General features: G+C 61.6%; 14 protein-coding genes and 1 tRNA gene. 8 read left to right on the top strand and 7 right to left on the bottom strand.

The features are described from left to right. Window positions 1-54: 54 nt before the first annotated feature. The 5 genes from RBB31_RS16825 to RBB31_RS16805 form a co-directional block, all read right to left on the bottom strand. Window positions 55-1329: a GTP-binding protein gene (locus RBB31_RS16825; protein WP_306130416.1), complete on the bottom strand. Its 1275-nt coding sequence runs from the start codon at window positions 1327-1329 to the stop codon at window positions 55-57. Window positions 1330-1346: 17 nt separating this feature from the next. Beyond that, window positions 1347-2216, bottom strand: a complete 870-nt coding sequence (locus RBB31_RS16820; protein ID WP_306130415.1) for a PP2C family serine/threonine-protein phosphatase — start codon at window positions 2214-2216, stop codon at window positions 1347-1349. Between the two features lie 19 nt (window positions 2217-2235). After that, on the bottom strand, window positions 2236-3504 hold the full coding sequence (locus RBB31_RS16815; protein ID WP_306130414.1) for an FHA domain-containing protein: 1269 nt from the start codon (window positions 3502-3504) through the stop codon (window positions 2236-2238). Between the two features lie 25 nt (window positions 3505-3529). After that, window positions 3530-4906 (bottom strand): serine/threonine-protein kinase, encoded by a 1377-nt coding sequence (locus RBB31_RS16810; RefSeq protein ID WP_306130413.1) that lies wholly within the window; start codon window positions 4904-4906, stop codon window positions 3530-3532. Window positions 4907-5446: 540 nt separating this feature from the next. Continuing rightward, window positions 5447-6283, bottom strand: coding sequence for a helix-turn-helix transcriptional regulator (locus RBB31_RS16805; RefSeq protein ID WP_306130412.1), 837 nt, complete (start codon window positions 6281-6283; stop codon window positions 5447-5449). A gap of 112 nt (window positions 6284-6395) precedes the next feature. Here RBB31_RS16805 and RBB31_RS16800 point away from each other — a divergent pair, with 112 nt between their 5' ends. From RBB31_RS16800 to RBB31_RS16765, 8 genes are all read left to right on the top strand, one after another. Continuing rightward, complete coding sequence (locus RBB31_RS16800; RefSeq protein WP_306130411.1) at window positions 6396-8402, top strand: CocE/NonD family hydrolase; 2007 nt, start codon at window positions 6396-6398, stop codon at window positions 8400-8402. A gap of 106 nt (window positions 8403-8508) precedes the next feature. Next, window positions 8509-10101, top strand: a complete 1593-nt coding sequence (locus tag RBB31_RS16795; protein WP_306130410.1) for an ABC transporter substrate-binding protein — start codon at window positions 8509-8511, stop codon at window positions 10099-10101. A gap of 21 nt (window positions 10102-10122) precedes the next feature. Then, window positions 10123-11061 carry an ABC transporter permease gene (locus tag RBB31_RS16790; protein ID WP_152496282.1) on the top strand — a complete coding sequence of 313 codons (939 nt, stop codon included), beginning with the start codon at window positions 10123-10125 and terminating at the stop codon, window positions 11059-11061. Window position 11062: 1 nt separating this feature from the next. Further along, entirely contained in the window at window positions 11063-11941 is an 879-nt protein-coding gene (locus tag RBB31_RS16785; RefSeq protein WP_306130409.1) for an ABC transporter permease, read from the top strand. After that, a complete protein-coding gene (locus RBB31_RS16780; RefSeq protein WP_306130408.1) occupies window positions 11941-12969 on the top strand; it encodes an ABC transporter ATP-binding protein in 1029 nt (342 codons plus the stop codon). Before RBB31_RS16785 ends, RBB31_RS16780 begins: the two co-directional genes overlap by 1 nt. Beyond that, on the top strand, window positions 12966-13925 hold the full coding sequence (locus RBB31_RS16775) for an ABC transporter ATP-binding protein (protein WP_306130407.1): 960 nt from the start codon (window positions 12966-12968) through the stop codon (window positions 13923-13925). The genes RBB31_RS16780 and RBB31_RS16775 overlap by 4 nt, the downstream gene beginning before the upstream one ends. A gap of 503 nt (window positions 13926-14428) precedes the next feature. Continuing rightward, window positions 14429-14770 carry a c-type cytochrome gene (locus RBB31_RS16770; protein WP_306130406.1) on the top strand — a complete coding sequence of 114 codons (342 nt, stop codon included), beginning with the start codon at window positions 14429-14431 and terminating at the stop codon, window positions 14768-14770. Between the two features lie 152 nt (window positions 14771-14922). After that, complete coding sequence (locus tag RBB31_RS16765; RefSeq protein ID WP_306130405.1) at window positions 14923-16218, top strand: sorbosone dehydrogenase family protein; 1296 nt, start codon at window positions 14923-14925, stop codon at window positions 16216-16218. A 65-nt stretch (window positions 16219-16283) separates the two neighbouring features. On the opposite strand, the gene RBB31_RS16760 is transcribed toward RBB31_RS16765, so the two are convergent. Then, window positions 16284-16604 carry a hypothetical protein gene (locus RBB31_RS16760; RefSeq protein WP_306130404.1) on the bottom strand — a complete coding sequence of 107 codons (321 nt, stop codon included), beginning with the start codon at window positions 16602-16604 and terminating at the stop codon, window positions 16284-16286. Between the two features lie 56 nt (window positions 16605-16660). After that, window positions 16661-16735: transfer RNA gene (locus tag RBB31_RS16755), tRNA-Glu, on the bottom strand. Window positions 16736-16835: the final 100 nt, after the last annotated feature.

Genomic DNA, 16835 nt, shown 5'->3' with positions numbered 1-16835 from the left:
GACCAATAATTGTGGTCTTAGTTGGACGCGGGTGCGAGAAAACATCGGTTCTCGCTAACCCCGGCCAGCCATTTTGCCTGTCAGTTCCTTACGCAGTTGAAGCACCAGCGCGACGGCGTCGACGGCTGCTTCTTCTCCCCGTTCAAGTTGAAAGAGCATGAGCATTTCCTCGCCGTCCTGCAGGTCGCCCTGCAACGCGTCCGTTGCGGCATTCCCTGTACCCGATCCCAAAAGATTGCCTACGGAACGGATGGCGTCGCTGCAGCAATCAATTATTTTCTTGCTGTCAACATCTTCGCTTTCATTGAGCGCATCGAACATCTGGTCCGCGTGGCGTTGCAGCACATCGACGGCCTCGGACAGAAGACCGATCGTCGCTTCGTCACGCGCCCCTCCATCAGGGGGTGTTTCATTCTGGGGTGCCCTGGCCGTGTGTGTTTCGGGCGCGCCCACAGGCTTGGGCGGCGCATTCGGGATCTCCGAAGGCTGCTCTGCGTCTTGTGGCATCTTCAGCGCGAGGCGATCGAGGAAGACTCGCGCCTGGTCGATGTCAGCGGTTCTGCCCTGCCGGATGTGCCGCGACACCAATTGCATCAGGCTCTTGCCCCCGCTGGCCGCCCACAAAGGGTCATTGACATGCTCTGCGCCGGTTTGTGCGGTGACACCCTGAATGGTCGCAACGGGGAACAGCCCAAGGAACTCGTCGCTGACGATGGGTTCCAGTCGCGCGATGTTGTCGTTCAACATATCACGCATCAACAGCTGATCCGCCTTTGTTAAAGCAAGAACACTGTGATCCTTGATATGATCCGGCACCGTGGACCAAAGCCTTTGCTCTTCCTCGGTGAAATCCTGGCTACACCAGATCACGAGGTCAGCACGCGCAATCACGGCTTCAAGCGCGCTTAGGCGTTCCGGCTCCGTGCTGCCCAGACCGATTTCAATATAATCCTGCTGAATGAGGTTCGGATCGGGCAGCTCCTGGCGAACGCGCACGGCGTCTTTGGGTATCTCGCAGTGCTTCAGAAACCCCCGCACCATCGACACGGAGCCGTCCGCGCGTTCGATCAGGGCCTGTTCGGTGTCGCCATACGAAAGTTCGAAGATTGGGACCGTTTGAGCATGTGCGACATCGGGATGTGCCGACATCATTTCAAGCAGCTTGGTTTTTCCGCTTCCCGCGAAACCGGTTACGACAACCTGCACCGGCCTGGTCAGGAGCGACAAAAGCCGCGCACCGCAGCGCGCGTAGGGAGGTGGCAGATTGCCACGGTCAAGCACGCGTCCAAGACGATCAATGACGGGGTCCAACTGCTCGGCGGTGTTCATTTTCTCTCCGATCTGCCTTACCCGGCCGCGGTCTTGGATCGCCTTACGCGAGCCAGGATCGTAAGTGTTTCCGTTTTGCCGTTATCGAGGCGTTCGACGGTTTCCTGCACGTCAGCAGGATCTGAAAATGCACCTTTCTTCAGCACTTTCACGACGCAGATCGCCAGATTGTCCTGAGCGGGATCATCCAGGTTCTTGATCTCTTCGGCCAGTATGGCGCTGATCCTTTGGGCAGAGTTCTTGTGCTGGAACCTCAGCAAGCTCTCGATCTGTTCTTCCGAGATGAACTGAAGCCCGTCACTCGCCGAGATCAGGATATCATCCTCGAAGAGCGTGAAAGGTACCTCGGGGCAATCTATCTGATTGATTTCCCTGCCGATGAGAACCGAGGTCAGACAGTTTTGGTCAGGGTGCTGCATCGCGTCCTTGCGGCTCATGAGCCCGGACTTGACAAGAAATTCGACCTGCGACGACAGCGCGTGGTTATCATTGAGGCGTGTCAGAGTTCCGTTGCGGAAAAGGTACAAAGGTGAGTCTCCGACGGACACCCAGTACAAGCGATCCTCTATGAAGATCGTCGCGAGCAGCGTTGCCCCCATGCCGGACGTTTCGGGATGGGAACGCGCGTAGAGGCCCACGCATTCATTGGCGTTCGATGCCGCCCCCTTGAGCGCGTCGCATACTCGGGCCTCGAGAAGCTCCGGGTCGCCGGACTGCAATTTCAGGCCACTGAAAACCTCGGTTACGACGATCTTGCTGGCAATGTCCCCAGCCTCGTGTCCGCCCATGCCATCCGCCAGCACGACAAAGCCGAATGGTTGGCCCGATGGGAAATCCGAGGCGAGCGCATCCTCTTGACGCTCGCGGCGGCCGAGCTCGATGACCATCGCGGAGTCGTAGGTGAAATCAGCCCTGGTTGGCATAGGCCCGGCCCGCACCTGTTTCCTGATCCCAGGAAAATTCCTGGCAGCAGAGAGGAACAAACCGCAGCGACGTTTCACCGATCGTGATCGTGTCGCCCGCGGCCAGTTCCTCGGTGCTCAAGACAGGTCTGTCGTTTCGGCGAACGATGTTCGCCTTGCCGCCGTGTCCGATGAAGAAGCCTTTCTGACGGGCATCGTACGCAATCGAGGCGTGGCCGGCGCGCGAAATGCTGTTGTCGCCAAAGTCGAGACGCACGGTCTGATCTTCGCCCCGGCCGATCGTGCTGACACCTTGAAACAAGGTGAACGCAGATCCGCGCCCGGGCCCGTCGACGACAATCAGCCAGCCAACCGGGAATGACGTAAAGGGCGCCACACCCGCCTTGTCGTTATCCGACATCGGATCCGCTTCTGTATCCATGCCTGTGTTGAAACCGAGCAGTCTTGTCTTGACGCGTCCATGACGGCTGGCGCCGCGGCCGACGGCCGGTTGCGGAACCTCGACAGCCGCGCGCGGTTCGGCGGCGGGTTGTGGGTTGCGAACGTCCTGCATCGTCGGCTCGGACGGAACGGCAGGAGGCGTGGGATGTCCGGGCATTTGCGCACTCGGGCGCGGCGCCGCATCACTGGCCCCCATGGGGACGGGGTCTTCATCGAATTGCCCTGCGCTGGCAATGGGTTCGGCAAGAGATGGCGTTTCGGTTTGCGTGACGTCATTCGCGCCGGTGAGACCCGACTGGTCCAGGTCCCTCATGAGTTTGTCGATCTGACCCGAAGTGACCTGCGTGGAGGACGCGTCCGCTGCCTTGTCGTCCTGAATGGACGGCGTCGGATCCGCGTCTGCAATATGGTCCGGTGTTGCCGTTTGGCCGGAATGCACGTCTGCGGCAGTTGTGCTGACCTCGGGACCGAAGACGTCCTCCTCGGCGTCCTCATATTCACCGAAGGAGTCGTCGTATTCGTCGAGAAAGAGGTTCGATTCATCGGTGGTGGCAAAGAACTTTGCGACCTCTTCGCTCATGCCGAGATCCGGATCGGTCGCGTCCTGCGGCAGTGCCGGAGGCTCAACCTCCGTGCCGGACCCGGACGCGTCGTATTCGGTATCAATGCGGGGCCTCGAAACAGCGGCGGAGGCGTCGGAAGATACGTCTGGCACCTGCGCCTCGGTTGCGGTGGCGGTCGCCTGGGGCATCCCGGAAAACGAGCCGTCCGCCTGCCGTTTCTCGCCGATGATATCGCGAATGAATTTCATGTTTTTTTTCCTTTCTTTTATCTTCTCAAGCCAACCTGCTGTTGCGTCTCTTCGCGAGTCGTCTCAATGCGCGCAGTAGCCCACTGCCTGTTTTCCGACGCGCGTTCGTATCCTCGACTGGGGCCGACTGAGGGGGCGCCGAAGCATCGCCTGATGCGGCTCGAGCCTGGTTGCGTATGTTTCGACCGTCGTTTTCTTCGAGCCAAACCTGCAGATCCTCGATCGGTTGCCCGAAGATATCGACCAGCGGCGAGGGTTCCTCAGGGACCTCGGCCACTGGTTCCACGTCCTGCTTCGAGGTTTTCGGTTTGACCTTGGTATTGGTGTCCTGAACCAGCCACGAGATCGTCGAAGCCAGTTCACGGTCATCTACAATCGCATTTTGACAGGGTGGGGCGGCCATCGTCACAGGCCGAGCAGGCGCCGCAATTGTCTGCAAACCGGCATCTCGATCGGTGGAGAAGTCCGGCTCAGGCTCGTTTACCGGGCCTCGTTCCAACCTGTCCAGCCATTCCTTCGCAGATTGGAAGCGATCTTTCTGCGCTACGGAAAGGGCCTTATCGATGGCCGACAGAAAGACCGTGTCAAACGCCCAGTTTCCTGCCGCGAGGGGCGTGTAGGGATCCGGCATGTCCGATGTCAGCGCTGCGACCCGCTTCTGACAATCGGGCGGCGCGCTGCCGGTGATCAGGTGATAGAACGTGGCTCCGACGGAGTATATGTCGCTTGACGGTTTCTGATCACCGTCCGTGTAGTAGAACTCATGCGGCGAATAGCCATCCTTCACGGCCATCATGTGTGACAGGGCCCGGGTCTGTCGGATCTTTTCTTCGCGCGCGGCCCCGAAATCGATCATGGTCAGCTTGTTGTCTGCATCGACCAGCAGATTGTCGGGAGATATATCGCGATGCAGCATGCCCATGCCGTGCAAGTAGTCCAAGGCACTCAGTGTTTCGCGGATAAGGCTTTCGACCAGCGCGTCGGTCATCCGTTCGGGTTCAATCTCGAGCAACGTGAGAAGGTCCATACCGTCCACGTAATCCATCGCGATGTAGGCGGTGTTGTTCTCCTGAAACACCTGATGGATCTTAACGATGTTAGTATGGTCGAACTTGGCCATTCGTAGCGCCTCACGCAGGAAGCTGCGAATGACTTTCTGGAACTGTTGCTGAAACTCGGGCTTGTGAGGTCGCACCTCACCATTCACTCGGCGACATATGATGCTGGGAAAACACTCCTTGATCACCACAACCCGATCCAGGCTATCGCGCGCAAGATAAGTCATTCCGAAGCCGCCGCCGATAAGGTGCCGCTCTATCTTGTACTGGCCGAGAAGCAGGGTCTGACCCGGCGAAAGATCGTCGGATTCGCAGTGACTCAAATTGGTCGCGTTGTTTTGCACGTAAGGACTTTCCCGGGGCTCTCGAAGACGTCGAAGAAATTCAAAACATTCGGACAGACGCGCTCACGTTGAGCGGTCATTGTGATGAAAACATGGCGCTAGTTGTCCAAAGACTTGGCATTACGCAGAAATACGTTCGATTGGCGGGCTGTTGTCGGCTCACAGACACGAGCGGCGTTTCAGAGAACCAGTATGAAAAACAGAAACGCGATGAGCGGCATAGTAAAGGCAGCTAGCCGCCATCGGATAGTAAGCCTCCCGAGTTCTATGGCCCCGGTTTGTCATGGCCCTCTGTTTGTCAAAGGCATGCCACGAACAGGAACAGCGCGCACTTTGCGAGACCGTGGGGCAGCGCCACCACCCACCGGCCAGGCCCAGTAAAATTAGCGTGGTGCCGAAGGCGCTTTCCGGCACGAGAACAATCAGGCCGAACAACCCGTGACGATAGCTCCGGACAGCACCGCAGAGCCTAACATCGAGTAATCTGGTCGACTTTTGCGGAGAATATTCCCAAAAGATGGGTTTAAAAGCTCTTGCCAGTCAGACCGAAGCGGAACTGCACCTAGCCTGATCAGAGCTGTTCGACCTCAAATGTCCAAGCTCCGGGAGCCATTTCGTTTCGCACGAGCTGCACGATGCGCGGGTCGATCTGATCGGGCTCCATAAGGCCGCATTGCGCCATAGCGCGGCGCGCATCGACATTCTGGCCGACGTAGTCAAGCACCACCCGTGACGCGGCGGGCTTGCGCCCCAATCGCAGCGGTCCGCCGGTCTGGATTCCGAGAAGATAGTCGATGCCTGACTGTAGGACGGGTAGAGGATCATCTGGGTGATCGAGGAGGACAGCGTCGCCTCGTTTTCGACGACGTTAATGCGATCCCCGAGGAAGAACGCCAGCCCTTCGTACTTGTATACTTCGTGCGCGCCGCCGTGCGGAACCGCGTCGCGTTCGATGTTCTTCCAGAGGTAATAGCCGTCCCTGCGAGTGATCTTGGCGTAGGAGCGTATGATGCGGCCGGGGTTGCTGTACGAGTGGAAGTACCTGAAATAGCTTCCACAATAACGTTCCAGCGGTTCCGAGAACTGGTTGAGCCGCCGCAGGGTCGGACCGACGGGCGTGGTCTCGACCTCGCCGCCCGGAAGGCGGCGCAGCGCGATCAGATCGGCAAAGCGTGCAGGTTCCATCAGCAATTCGCCCTCGGTGATGCCGAAGAACTCGCAGATCTTGCGCATGTTGTACCGCGAGGGGCGTACGCGGCCCGAAAGGTACTTGTTGAACTGCTGCCGGTTGATGCCGATCCGGCGGCAGACATGCGCGATGGAGGGCAGGAACGTGCAGGCGAAGGTGAGATTTGTGGAAAGAGGGTCGGACGTCATGCGCTGACGCTACCTGACGCACTTTCCATGTCAACATGCGTCATGCAGCGAAATTGTGAGGAGGCAACGCGCATGGCACGATATGCGCCGGAACCATGTAAGGATGCGCTGCATGAATCAATCTGGCCCGACGCCCGGGGTCATCGAGGAACGCCACGTCGAGATCCCGCTGTCCGATGGCTGCATCTTGGCGGCGCGTATCTGGCGCCCGGCCGATGGCACCGCGGTTCCCGCTATTTTCGAATTTCTGCCCTATCGCAAGGGCGACGTGACGCTGCCGCGGGATGCGGTGCGCGCGCCTTACATCGCGGCGCGCGGCTATGCCTATGTGCGCGCCGACCTGCGGGGCACGGGCGAATCCGAAGGGGTGATGGAGGACGAGTATACCGCGCAGGAGTTGCAGGACGGCTGCGACGTGATCGCATGGATCGCGGCCCAGGACTGGTGCGACGGTGCCGTAGGCATGGTGGGCATTTCCTGGGGCGGGTTCAACGGCCTGCAGGTGGCGGCGTTGCAGCCGCCCGCGCTGAAGGCGGTGGTCTCCGTCGCCTCGACCGACGACCGCTATGCGGATGACGTGCATTACATGGGCGGCACGATGGTGGTCGACCAGATCTCGTGGGCGTCGCACATGTTCGCCATCAACACGCTGCCGCCCGACCCCGACCTGGTGGGCGACAAGTGGCGCGAGATGTGGATGCAGCGGCTGACCGGCTCTGGCCTGTGGCTGAAGAACTGGGCCGAGCACCAGCGCCGCGACGATTTCTGGAAACACGGGTCGGTCTGCGAGGATATCGGCCGGATCCAGGTGCCGGTCTATGCGGTGTCGGGCTGGGCCGACGGGTATTGCCGGACGGTGTTCCGGCTGATGGAAAACCTGCAATGCCCGAAGAAGGGCCTGGTCGGTCCCTGGTCGCACAAATATCCGCATATCGGCGTTCCGGGGCCTGCGATCGACTGGCTGGGCGAGGAGTTGCGCTGGTGGGACCAGTGGCTGAAGGGGGTCGAGACCGGCATCATGGACGAGCCGCAGTTGCGGCTTTTCATGCAGGACCACGCCGAGCCTGCCAGCTATTACGCGGAGCGCGAGGGCCGCTGGGTGGAAGAGCCGTCCTGGCCGTCGCCCAACGTGACGCGGACGCCGTTCGCGCTGGGCCGCGACGGGACGCTGGGGCAGGACGATGCGCCCAAGGGGGCGCTGAAGATCCGCTCGCCGCTTGGAACCGGGATCGCGGGGGGCAAATGGTGTTCCTATGCCAATCCCGGTGACCAGCCGGTGGACCAGCGCCGGGACGACGCCGGGAGCCTGGTGTTCGAGACTGAGCCTTTGGAGACGCCGCTGGAGATTGCCGGCGACGCGCAGCTTGAGATCAGCTTCTCGGTCGATCAGCCGGTGGCGCAGGTGGCGGCCCGCCTCGTGGACGTGGCCCCCGATGGTGCGGCGACGCGCGTCAGTTACGGGTTGCTGAACCTGACCCATCGCGACAGCCACGAGACGCCGGAGGCGTTGGTGCCGGCTGAGACCTACACCGCCACGGTGCCGTTCAAGCACGTGGCGCAGACGTTCCGCGCCGGGCACCGGCTGCGGCTGTCGGTTTCAACCAGCTATTTCCCGGTGGCCTGGCCCGCGCCGGAGCCGGTGACGCTGCATCTCGATACCGGCGCCAGCCGTCTGGTGCTGCCGGTGCGCGACGGGGATGCGGTGACCCAGCCGCGCGATCTGGGCACGCCCAAGGGCGCGTCGCCGATGGAGAAGGAGGTGCTGGAGCCGGAGCACGCCGAATGGATCGTGCGCGAGGACCTGGGCACCGGCGAGACGGAGGTGCGGATCGTCGACTCGGACGGGCGCGTGCGCATCAAGGACAACGACCTGACCCGCGGTGCGACCTGCGTCGAGACTTATTCCTTCACCGGCACCGACTGGCGCTCGTTCAAGGGGCACGTGGCGTGGGACCTGGAGATGTCGCGCGGCGACTGGCGTATGTCGAGCCGCACGGAAACCGAGATGACCGCCACGGCCACGCATTTCGTCATCAACGCCAAGCTGGTCGCCAGGGAAGGCGATGCGATTGCCCACGAACAGACCTGGTCCTGCGAGATTCCGCGCGACCTGGCCTGACCCGCGTTCCGCGCCCCGCGTGGCGCGGGCCATCACTTTTCGTGCCGGGATCGTCCGGCGCCGAACACGAAAGGCCGAAACGGCCAAACAACTGGGAGTAACAAGAATGACCGATCAAATGACCGCCAACAAACCCGGCATCGGGCGTCGCGCGTTCCTGCGCGGGGCTGCAGCGACGGGCCTTGCCGCCACCACGATGCCGCTGGGCTCGCGCATCTGGGCGCAGTCGGGCAAGGTGCTGCGTGTCAGTTCCTATGCCGATATCGACGCGCTCGACCCCGGCTTTTACCAGAACGGCTATAACGTCGATGTCATGAACTGCATCTATTCCAAGCTAGTGCGCTACGTGCCCGGCCGTGAATGGGAGTGGGAGCTGGAGGCCGCGGAGTCCATCGAGCAGGTCGACGACACGCACATCACCTTCAAGCTGAAAGAGGGGCTGATGTTCACCGGCGGGCATGGCGAGATGACCGCAGAGGACGTCAAGTTCTCGTTCGAGCGCGTGCTGGAGCATGACAGCCCGGTCAAGAGCGACTGGGGTCCGCTGGACCATGTCGAGGTGACCGGCAAGTACGAGGGCACCATCGTTCTGAAAGAGCCGTTCCAGCCGCTATGGAGCATCACGCTGCCCTATGGCACGGGGCATATCGTGTCGAAGAAGGCGGTAATGGAGGCCACGGAGAGCGGCGGCAATTTCGGGATGGAGCCGCCGGCCTTTTCCGGCCCCTACATCCTGGAGGCGTGGAAGCCGAACCAGTACGTGCACCTCGTGCGCAATCCCGACTGGAAGGGCGAGGCGCCCGGGTTCGACGAGATCCGCATCCTGCCGATGGACGACACCAAGACCGCCGAACGTGCATACGAGGCCGGCGACCTGGATTATACCGAGATTACGCTGTCGTCGCTGGCGCAGTATCGCGGCAACGTGCCCGCCAACACGGTGATCGAGGAATACCCGTCGCTCTACTATGTCTGGCTAGGCATGAACCTGGACAACCCCGCGCTGGGCGACGAGAACCTGCGCAAGGCGATCCAGCACGCCATCAACGCCGAGCAGATCATCGACGCGGCCTATTTCGGCGAGGCGGCCCCGGCCACCGGCATGATCGCCCCCGGCCTGCCGGGCCACCGCGAGAATCCGTCGGTTCCGGTGGCGGGCGACCTCGAGAAGGCGCGCGAGTACCTGGAGGCCGCGGGCGGTCCGCCGGCCGAGCCGCTGACCATCGACGCGCTCAATGCCACGGTGTGGAAGACGATTGCCGAGGTGGTCCAGGCCCAGCTGGCGCAGATCGGCATCGAGACGGAGATCAATGTGCAGGATTCCGGCTCGTTCTGGACGCTGGGCATGGAAAGCGAGGGCGAGCGCTGGAAGGACATGCAGCTGGTGCTGAACCGGTTCTCGATGTTGCCGGACCCATACTATGCGACCAGCTGGTTCGTGACCGACCAGGTCGGCATCTGGAACTGGGAGCGGTTCTCGAATGCGGAATTCGACGAGTTGCACGCCAACGCGCTTAGCGAGGCCGACGGCGAGAAACGCGCCGAGATGTATCGCAAGATGCAGGACCTGATGGAAGCGACCGGGGCCTACAAGTTCATCACCCATGAAGGCACGCCGGTGATGTACCGCGAAGGGCTGGAACCGGCGCTGCGGCCTGACGGACGGCCGCTCTTCATCGACTTCGACGGCGAAGTCTAAGCCGACAGGGGACCGCGACCCGTGCTGTTATACGCCTCCCAAAGGCTTGTCCTTTCGGTCGTGATCGTGATGGTCGCGGTCTCTATCCTGACGCTCATGCTGCACGTGGTGCCGGGCGACCCGGCGGTAATGATCCTGGGCCCCCGCGCCACGCCGGAGCTGATCGAACAGACGCGCGAGGCGATGGGGCTGGACAAGCCCCTGCCGGTGCAGATCGTCACGTTCTTCGGCAACATCCTGCGCGGTGACCTGGGGCAGGACGTGTTCACGGGCCGCGAAGTGTCACAGATCGTGTTCGAACAGTTGCCCTACACGCTGATCCTGATCAGCGTCTCGATCCTCTGGGCGGCGGTGCTGGGCATCGCGCTGGGCTGCTATTCGGCGCTGCGGCGCAACACGTGGCTCGATACGCTGACCGGGGTGCTGTCGGTCGGCACGATCTCGATCCCGGCATTTGTCATGGCGCTCTACTCGGTGCTGGTTTTCGCGGTCTGGCTGCAATGGCTGCCGGCGATCGGTGCGGGCGAGGGGTTCTGGGACCGGGTCACGCACCTGATCCTGCCGTCCTTTGCCATCGGGGTGTCATGGGTGGGCTATGTGTCCCGGATCGTGCGGGCCTCGATGCTGGAGGTGATGGGCCAGCCGCATGTGCGCATGGCGCGCGCCTATGGCCTGCCGGACCGCTGGATCACCCGCTCGCACATCCTGAAGATCGCGGTGCAGCCCGCCGTGACCCTGATCGGCACGGGCGTGGCGCATCTTTTCTCGGCGGCGGTGTTCGTCGAGGTGATCTTTGCCCGGCCCGGGATCGGCGCGCTGATCGTGCAGGCGGTGAACGAACGCAACTATCCCATCGTGCTGGGCGCGGTCTTGGTCACCACTGGCATCATCGTGCTGGCGACGCTGATCTCGGACCTGGTGATCGCGTGGCTGGATCCGCGCCAGCGGGAGGACATGTGACATGACCGACGCCACGCAAGAGGCCGTTTCCGAACCGGGCGTGATGACCCGGACCTGGCGGGTTCTGTCGGCCAGCCCGACCGGCCTGATCGGTTTCGTGCTGGTGGCGCTGATCGTCGGGTCGGCCATCTTTGCGCCGTGGATCGTGCCCTATGATCCTGCGGCCATCATGACCGGCCCGCGCATGGCGCCGCCCTCGGCCGAGCACTGGCTGGGCACCGACAATATCGGGCGTGACATCTTCAGCCGGGTCATCGCCGGCGGGCGCATCGCCATGCTGGTCGCCGCGGCCTCGCTGGCCGCGGCGCTAAGCATCGGGCTGCTTCTGGGGCTGATCGCGGGGCTGGGGCCGCGCTGGCTGGACAATACCCTGCTGCTGATCTTTGACGCACTGCGCTCTTTCCCCACCATCGTCTTCGGCCTGGCGGTGGTGACCATCATCGGCCCGAGCCTGTTCACGGTGATGCTGGTGGTGGCGATCACCTCGGTGCCGATCTATGCCCGCATCGTGCGGACCCAGACGATGGCGCTGAAGAACGCCGAGTTCATCCTGGCCGAACGTGCCATGGGCGTGGGAATGCCGCGCCTTCTGTTCGTGCATGTGCTGCCCAACGTGCTGGGCCCGCTGCTGATCCTGGCGTCGATGGACGTGCCGCTGGTGATCGCGACGGAGGCGGGCCTCAGTTTCCTTGGCATGGGGGTGCGGCCGCCGACGCCGTCCTGGGGCGTGATCCTGAACGATGGCTACAATTTCATCCGCAACTCGCCCTGGCCGGTCATTGGCGGCTCGATCCCGATCATCCTGGTGACGCTTGGGTTCACCTTTATGGGCGAGGCGCTGCGCGACATTTTCGATCCCAAGCTCAGAAAGGCCGGCTGATGGTATCCAGCGTTGCGACAGAGCCGGACCGGCAACCGGAAGGCGGCACCGAGCCGCTGGTGCGGATCGACGGACTGTCGGTGGAGTTCGCCACGCCGCGCGGGGCGATCCATGCGCTGCGCGACATCACGCTGGACGTACCTCGGGGCAAGGTGCTGGGCCTTGTCGGGGAAAGCGGGTGCGGCAAGTCCACGCTGGCCTATTCGCTGATCGGCCTTCTGGCCGAGAACGCGCGGGTCGCGGGCGGGCGTATCGACATGGACGGCCAGAACCTTGCGCAGCTGAAGCCGAAGGAGTGGCGCGCGCTGCGGGGCAAGCGGATTTCGATGATCTTTCAGGACCCGATGACCTCGCTCAACCCGGTGACGACGATCGGCCAGCAGATGATGGACATCCAGTATCGTGAAAAGGTCGGGCGGGCCGAGATGCGGGCAAGGGCCGTCGAATTCCTGGAGCAGGTGCAACTGCCGGATGCGGCGTCGAAGCTCGATGCCTATCCGCATCAGCTGTCGGGCGGGATGCGCCAGCGGGTGTGCATCGCCATGGCGCTGCTGACGCGGCCGGACCTGTTGATTGCGGACGAGCCAACGACGGCGCTGGATGCGACGCTGGAGATGCAGATCGTCACCCTGCTGCGCGAGTTGCAGGAGAAATTCGGCTGCTCGGTCCTGTTCGTGTCGCACCACCTGGGGACGGTGGCCGAGCTGTGCGACGAGGTGGCGGTGATGTATGCGGGCGAAGTGGTGGAGCGGGGCGACGTGGCGCAGGTGTTCCGCGACCCGTGCCACCCCTATACGCAGGCGCTGTTCGAGTGCGACCCGGCCCGCATTCGCGAGGCGACGCGCCGGCTGCCGACCATTCCCGGCACCTTGCCGGACCTGCGCCGCCCGCCCGCGGGATGCGCGTTTCGCGCCCGCTGTCCCAAGGCGTTCGAGCGCTGCATGACCGATCATCCGCCGCTTTACGATGCCGGCGGGGGGCAGGCGGCGCGGTGCCACCTGAACGACCCGGCGGAGGACAGGGCATGAGCCTTCTGGAAGTCGAGGACCTGCGCATCCGGTATGCGCGGCAGGGGCGTCTGAAGGCCGCGCTGCGCCGCGAGAGCCATGATTTCGAGGCGGTGTGCGGCGTGTCCTTCACGCTGGGCGCGGGCGAGACTCTGGGGCTGGTGGGCGAAAGCGGCTCGGGCAAGTCCACCATCGCGCGCACGCTGATCGGGCTGAAGAAACCCTCGGGCGGGTCGATCCGCTTTGACGGGGCGGAAATATCGGAGGCCTCGGCCCGCGAGTGGTCCCGCCTGCGCACCGATATGTCGATGATGTGGCAGGACCCGGTGGGGTCGCTGTCGCCCCGGCTGACGGTCAAGTCGCTGGTGACCGAACCGCTGCGCATTCACGGGCTGCGCGCCGGCCGCGACGAGGCCGAGCGCCTGCTGGGCCTCGTGGGGCTGCCGGCCGAGTTTGCCACGCGCTATCCCCACCAGCTGTCGGGCGGACAGGCGCGGCGGGTCGGAGTGGCGCGGGCGCTGGCGCTGGACCCCAGGTTGCTGATTGCAGACGAGCCCACCGCCGGATTGGATATGTCCGTGCAGGGCGAGGTACTCAACCTGCTCGCCGATGTGCAGACCCGCAGCGGCGTTGCGATCGTGATCATCACCCACAACCTCAACCTCGTGCGCCACGTCACTGACAAGATGGCAATCATGTATCTGGGCCGTTTCGTCGAACAGGGGCCCACAAATCAGATATTCGCCCAACCCTGTCATCCCTACACCAAGGCGCTGCTCGAGGCGAACCCGCAGCCCGATCCTGAAGCGCGGCACGATTTCGTAGCACTGAGCGGTGAGGTGCCGAGCCCGGTCAACCGCCCCTCGGGCTGTGACTTTCACCCACGCTGCCCTCGGGCGCGCAAGACCTGCGCCACAACAGAGCCGAATTGGACTGAAGACGCCAGCCGCGGATATAGGTGCCTGTTTCCATTGTGAAATGCTCTTCACGAAAAGAGAACGGATATGCCGCTTGTCGGTGCATCCAAGCTTTCTCGACTGGAATAACGCTTCAAGAAATTATCGAGCAACATCTAGAACGCTTCCAGTAGTTGTTCCTTGTGCTCTTAATAGCTGTCGCTCCGTCGGTGCTAGGCTAGCATCAATTGTTCACGTGCTAATCATTACTGACTAAAGGGCCGCCTTTGTTCCATCTACGGCTCGCCTAGGTTTCGAATTTGTTCCTCGCATGCTTCAAGAGCCGCGAAAAGATTTTGCTGCACAAGTTTACGAAACAGATAAATACTTGAGATTTGCGTCTTGGATAAGTTGCTTTTTGACTGGATCCGCAGCTGACCTAATCTCAGTCTAAGCGTGCAAAAGTTCCCAAGTTTAAAGGCTTTCGAGTACGCTACATTGACCGCGTCGGGCGCTGGTGTTTAGTTTAATGCTCTTATCCTCGATGAACTGGTAGACAGCAAATAACGGAAGGAAGGCAATTCGTGAAACATGCATTGATGACCGTTGCCCTTATGGCCTTGGTCTCTAACGCAGCCTTTGCAGATCAGGACGCGACAGAAGAAGTTCGTGACGCTGATGTCGAGGCCGGTGAAAGCCTCTATCAGTCAGTCTGCAGAAACTGCCACGGCCCCAAGGCTCAGGGCGTTGCGAGCTATCCGCGGCTGTCCGACAAAGATACGGGTTATTTGACCAACAAACTGGAGCGTTATCGCGAAGGCGAGAAGATAGGCCCGAACTCGATGCTGATGATCCCGCACGCCAAGAATCTTTCGGACCAGGATATCCTCAATATTACGACGTATATCACCACGGAATTCCAGTAAATGCGCCTATACGGCGGTTCGATCTGTCAACGGTCTTTCGCCGACCGAGACCTATTGCCGTAACGCCCCCTCCTTCTACCTTTATCGAGACGGCGCGGATCGCCCGAGCAGATGCTGGTTGTGTCGTCACAAAGCAGCCAAGGGAGGAAAACATGCTAAAGAGCTCATTCAAACCATTCGGTTTCCCCGTTCTGCCGCTGGTGGCTGGACTGTCCATGTGTATGGCGTCTGCCGCAGTCGCGCAGTCCGGGATGAACACCACCAGTCTTCAGCACGAGGAAGTGTTGTCGGATTTGGAAAACCCGTGGGACATGGCCTTTCTCAACGATGGCACGATGCTTTTTACCGAGAAATGCAAAGGCCTGTCGGTGCGGATGCCAGACGGCACCGTGACCGCACTTTATGGCGTAGGCGAGACCGAGGGCTATGCCGCCAGCGGCGAGGACCTGTTCTGCGAAGGTCAGGCAGGAATGATGGGGGTGGCTTTCGACCCCAACTTTGACGAGAACCGTCGGATCTACGTCTACTCGACGTCGGACATGTCGGACCCGCACACCAACCGGCTGATGCGGTTCACCGTAAACGAGGATTTCACGGGCGTTTCGGACCGGACGGACATCGTCGATGACGTGCCTTACAAAATGGAGGCCTCGGAGCACCCGTTTGGCGGGCCCGGCGCACATAACGGCGGGCGTGTACGTTTTGGGCCGGATGGTGCCCTATGGCTGACGACGGGCGACAATCACAATCCTGAAATCCCCCAAAGCCCGACGATGATGGGCTCCAAGGTTCTGCGGATGGACACGGATGGCAACGCGCATCCAGACAACACCCCGCCAGAGGGCTTTGACGATCGCATATACACCTACGGGCACCGCAACGTTCAGGGCATCGCATTCCATCCGGAATCCGGCGCAGCGATCACCGCCGAACACGGGCCGTGGCATTCCGACGAAATCACCATTCTGGAAAACGGCGGTAACGCCGGCTGGGACCCGCGCGATAACATGGCTGGACGTGGCGACTGCCCGGATGGCTATTGCGGCTACATGCCGAATCAGGATGAAGGCATGAACCGTTATGAACGCGCGGCCTTCATGCCGATGACTGATTTCGAGACCTATCCCGACGCGATGCCGCCGGTCTGGACCAATAATGGATGGTCCCAAGGTACAGGCTCGGCTGCGTTCCTCGAAGGTGAGGAATGGGGCAGCTGGGACAACGCGATGGTCGTCGGCATCATGGGCATTGGCTTTGGCGGCACGCCGATCGGCCAACGGATTGATGTGATCGAGTTCAACGAAGACGGAACCGAGGTTCTCGACGTGACCGAAATGACCCTGCCGATGGAGGCCGGCCGCTTCCGCTCTGTCGTGCTCGGACCGGATGGCAGCCTCTATACGGCAGTCGATGAAGGTATGATCCACAAGCTGACACCGGGTAGCTAGGACCCTCATAGGGCCGTGCGGGGAATCCGACGCGGCCCTATTGCTGGTGGCTGGAATGGATCAAGTCAGGCCAGACGCCTGATGAGATTGCCGTGGTGAAAAAAACCACGATGAATCGCGTTCAACAGACGCTGAACATCGCCTTCCGTGCCTCTGATATCGTGTGCGACGTTCTCGCCGGCAAAAAGCCAATAGGTCTGACTTCCACCCGGGTTGCGACACATGAGCTTCCCGCAGTCTGGAAAGAACAGCGGTCGTTGATCGCAAGACCTTGAGTCCACACCAAACTGGTAAGACAAAAATGCGCCACTGAGACAGTCGGGCATTTTACCGACAGATTGTTTGGCCATTTCCGTCTCTGCAAATCCAATGAGCTCGTAACTCACCGGATTTTCGCGATATTATTGCGCAAACTGATGACGGCTCAGTATGTCGGGTGTGGTGGCAGCCCGTAGGGGAATCGAACCCCTCTTTCCAGGTTGAAAACCTGGCGTCCTAACCGATAGACGAACGGGCCATACCGTGGCGTGAGCGTGTACCTATGAAAAACCCGCGACCGGCGCAAGGGGATTCTTGCATAATTTTGCGGGTATCGCGGAGGTCGTGCCGGGTGCATG

Source organism: Roseovarius sp. MMSF_3350 (genome assembly GCF_030733425.1).
Lineage (GTDB): Bacteria > Pseudomonadota > Alphaproteobacteria > Rhodobacterales > Rhodobacteraceae > Roseovarius.
Note: the sequence above shows the minus strand (reverse complement) of the source record. Positions and strands in the feature narration are given on the sequence as shown.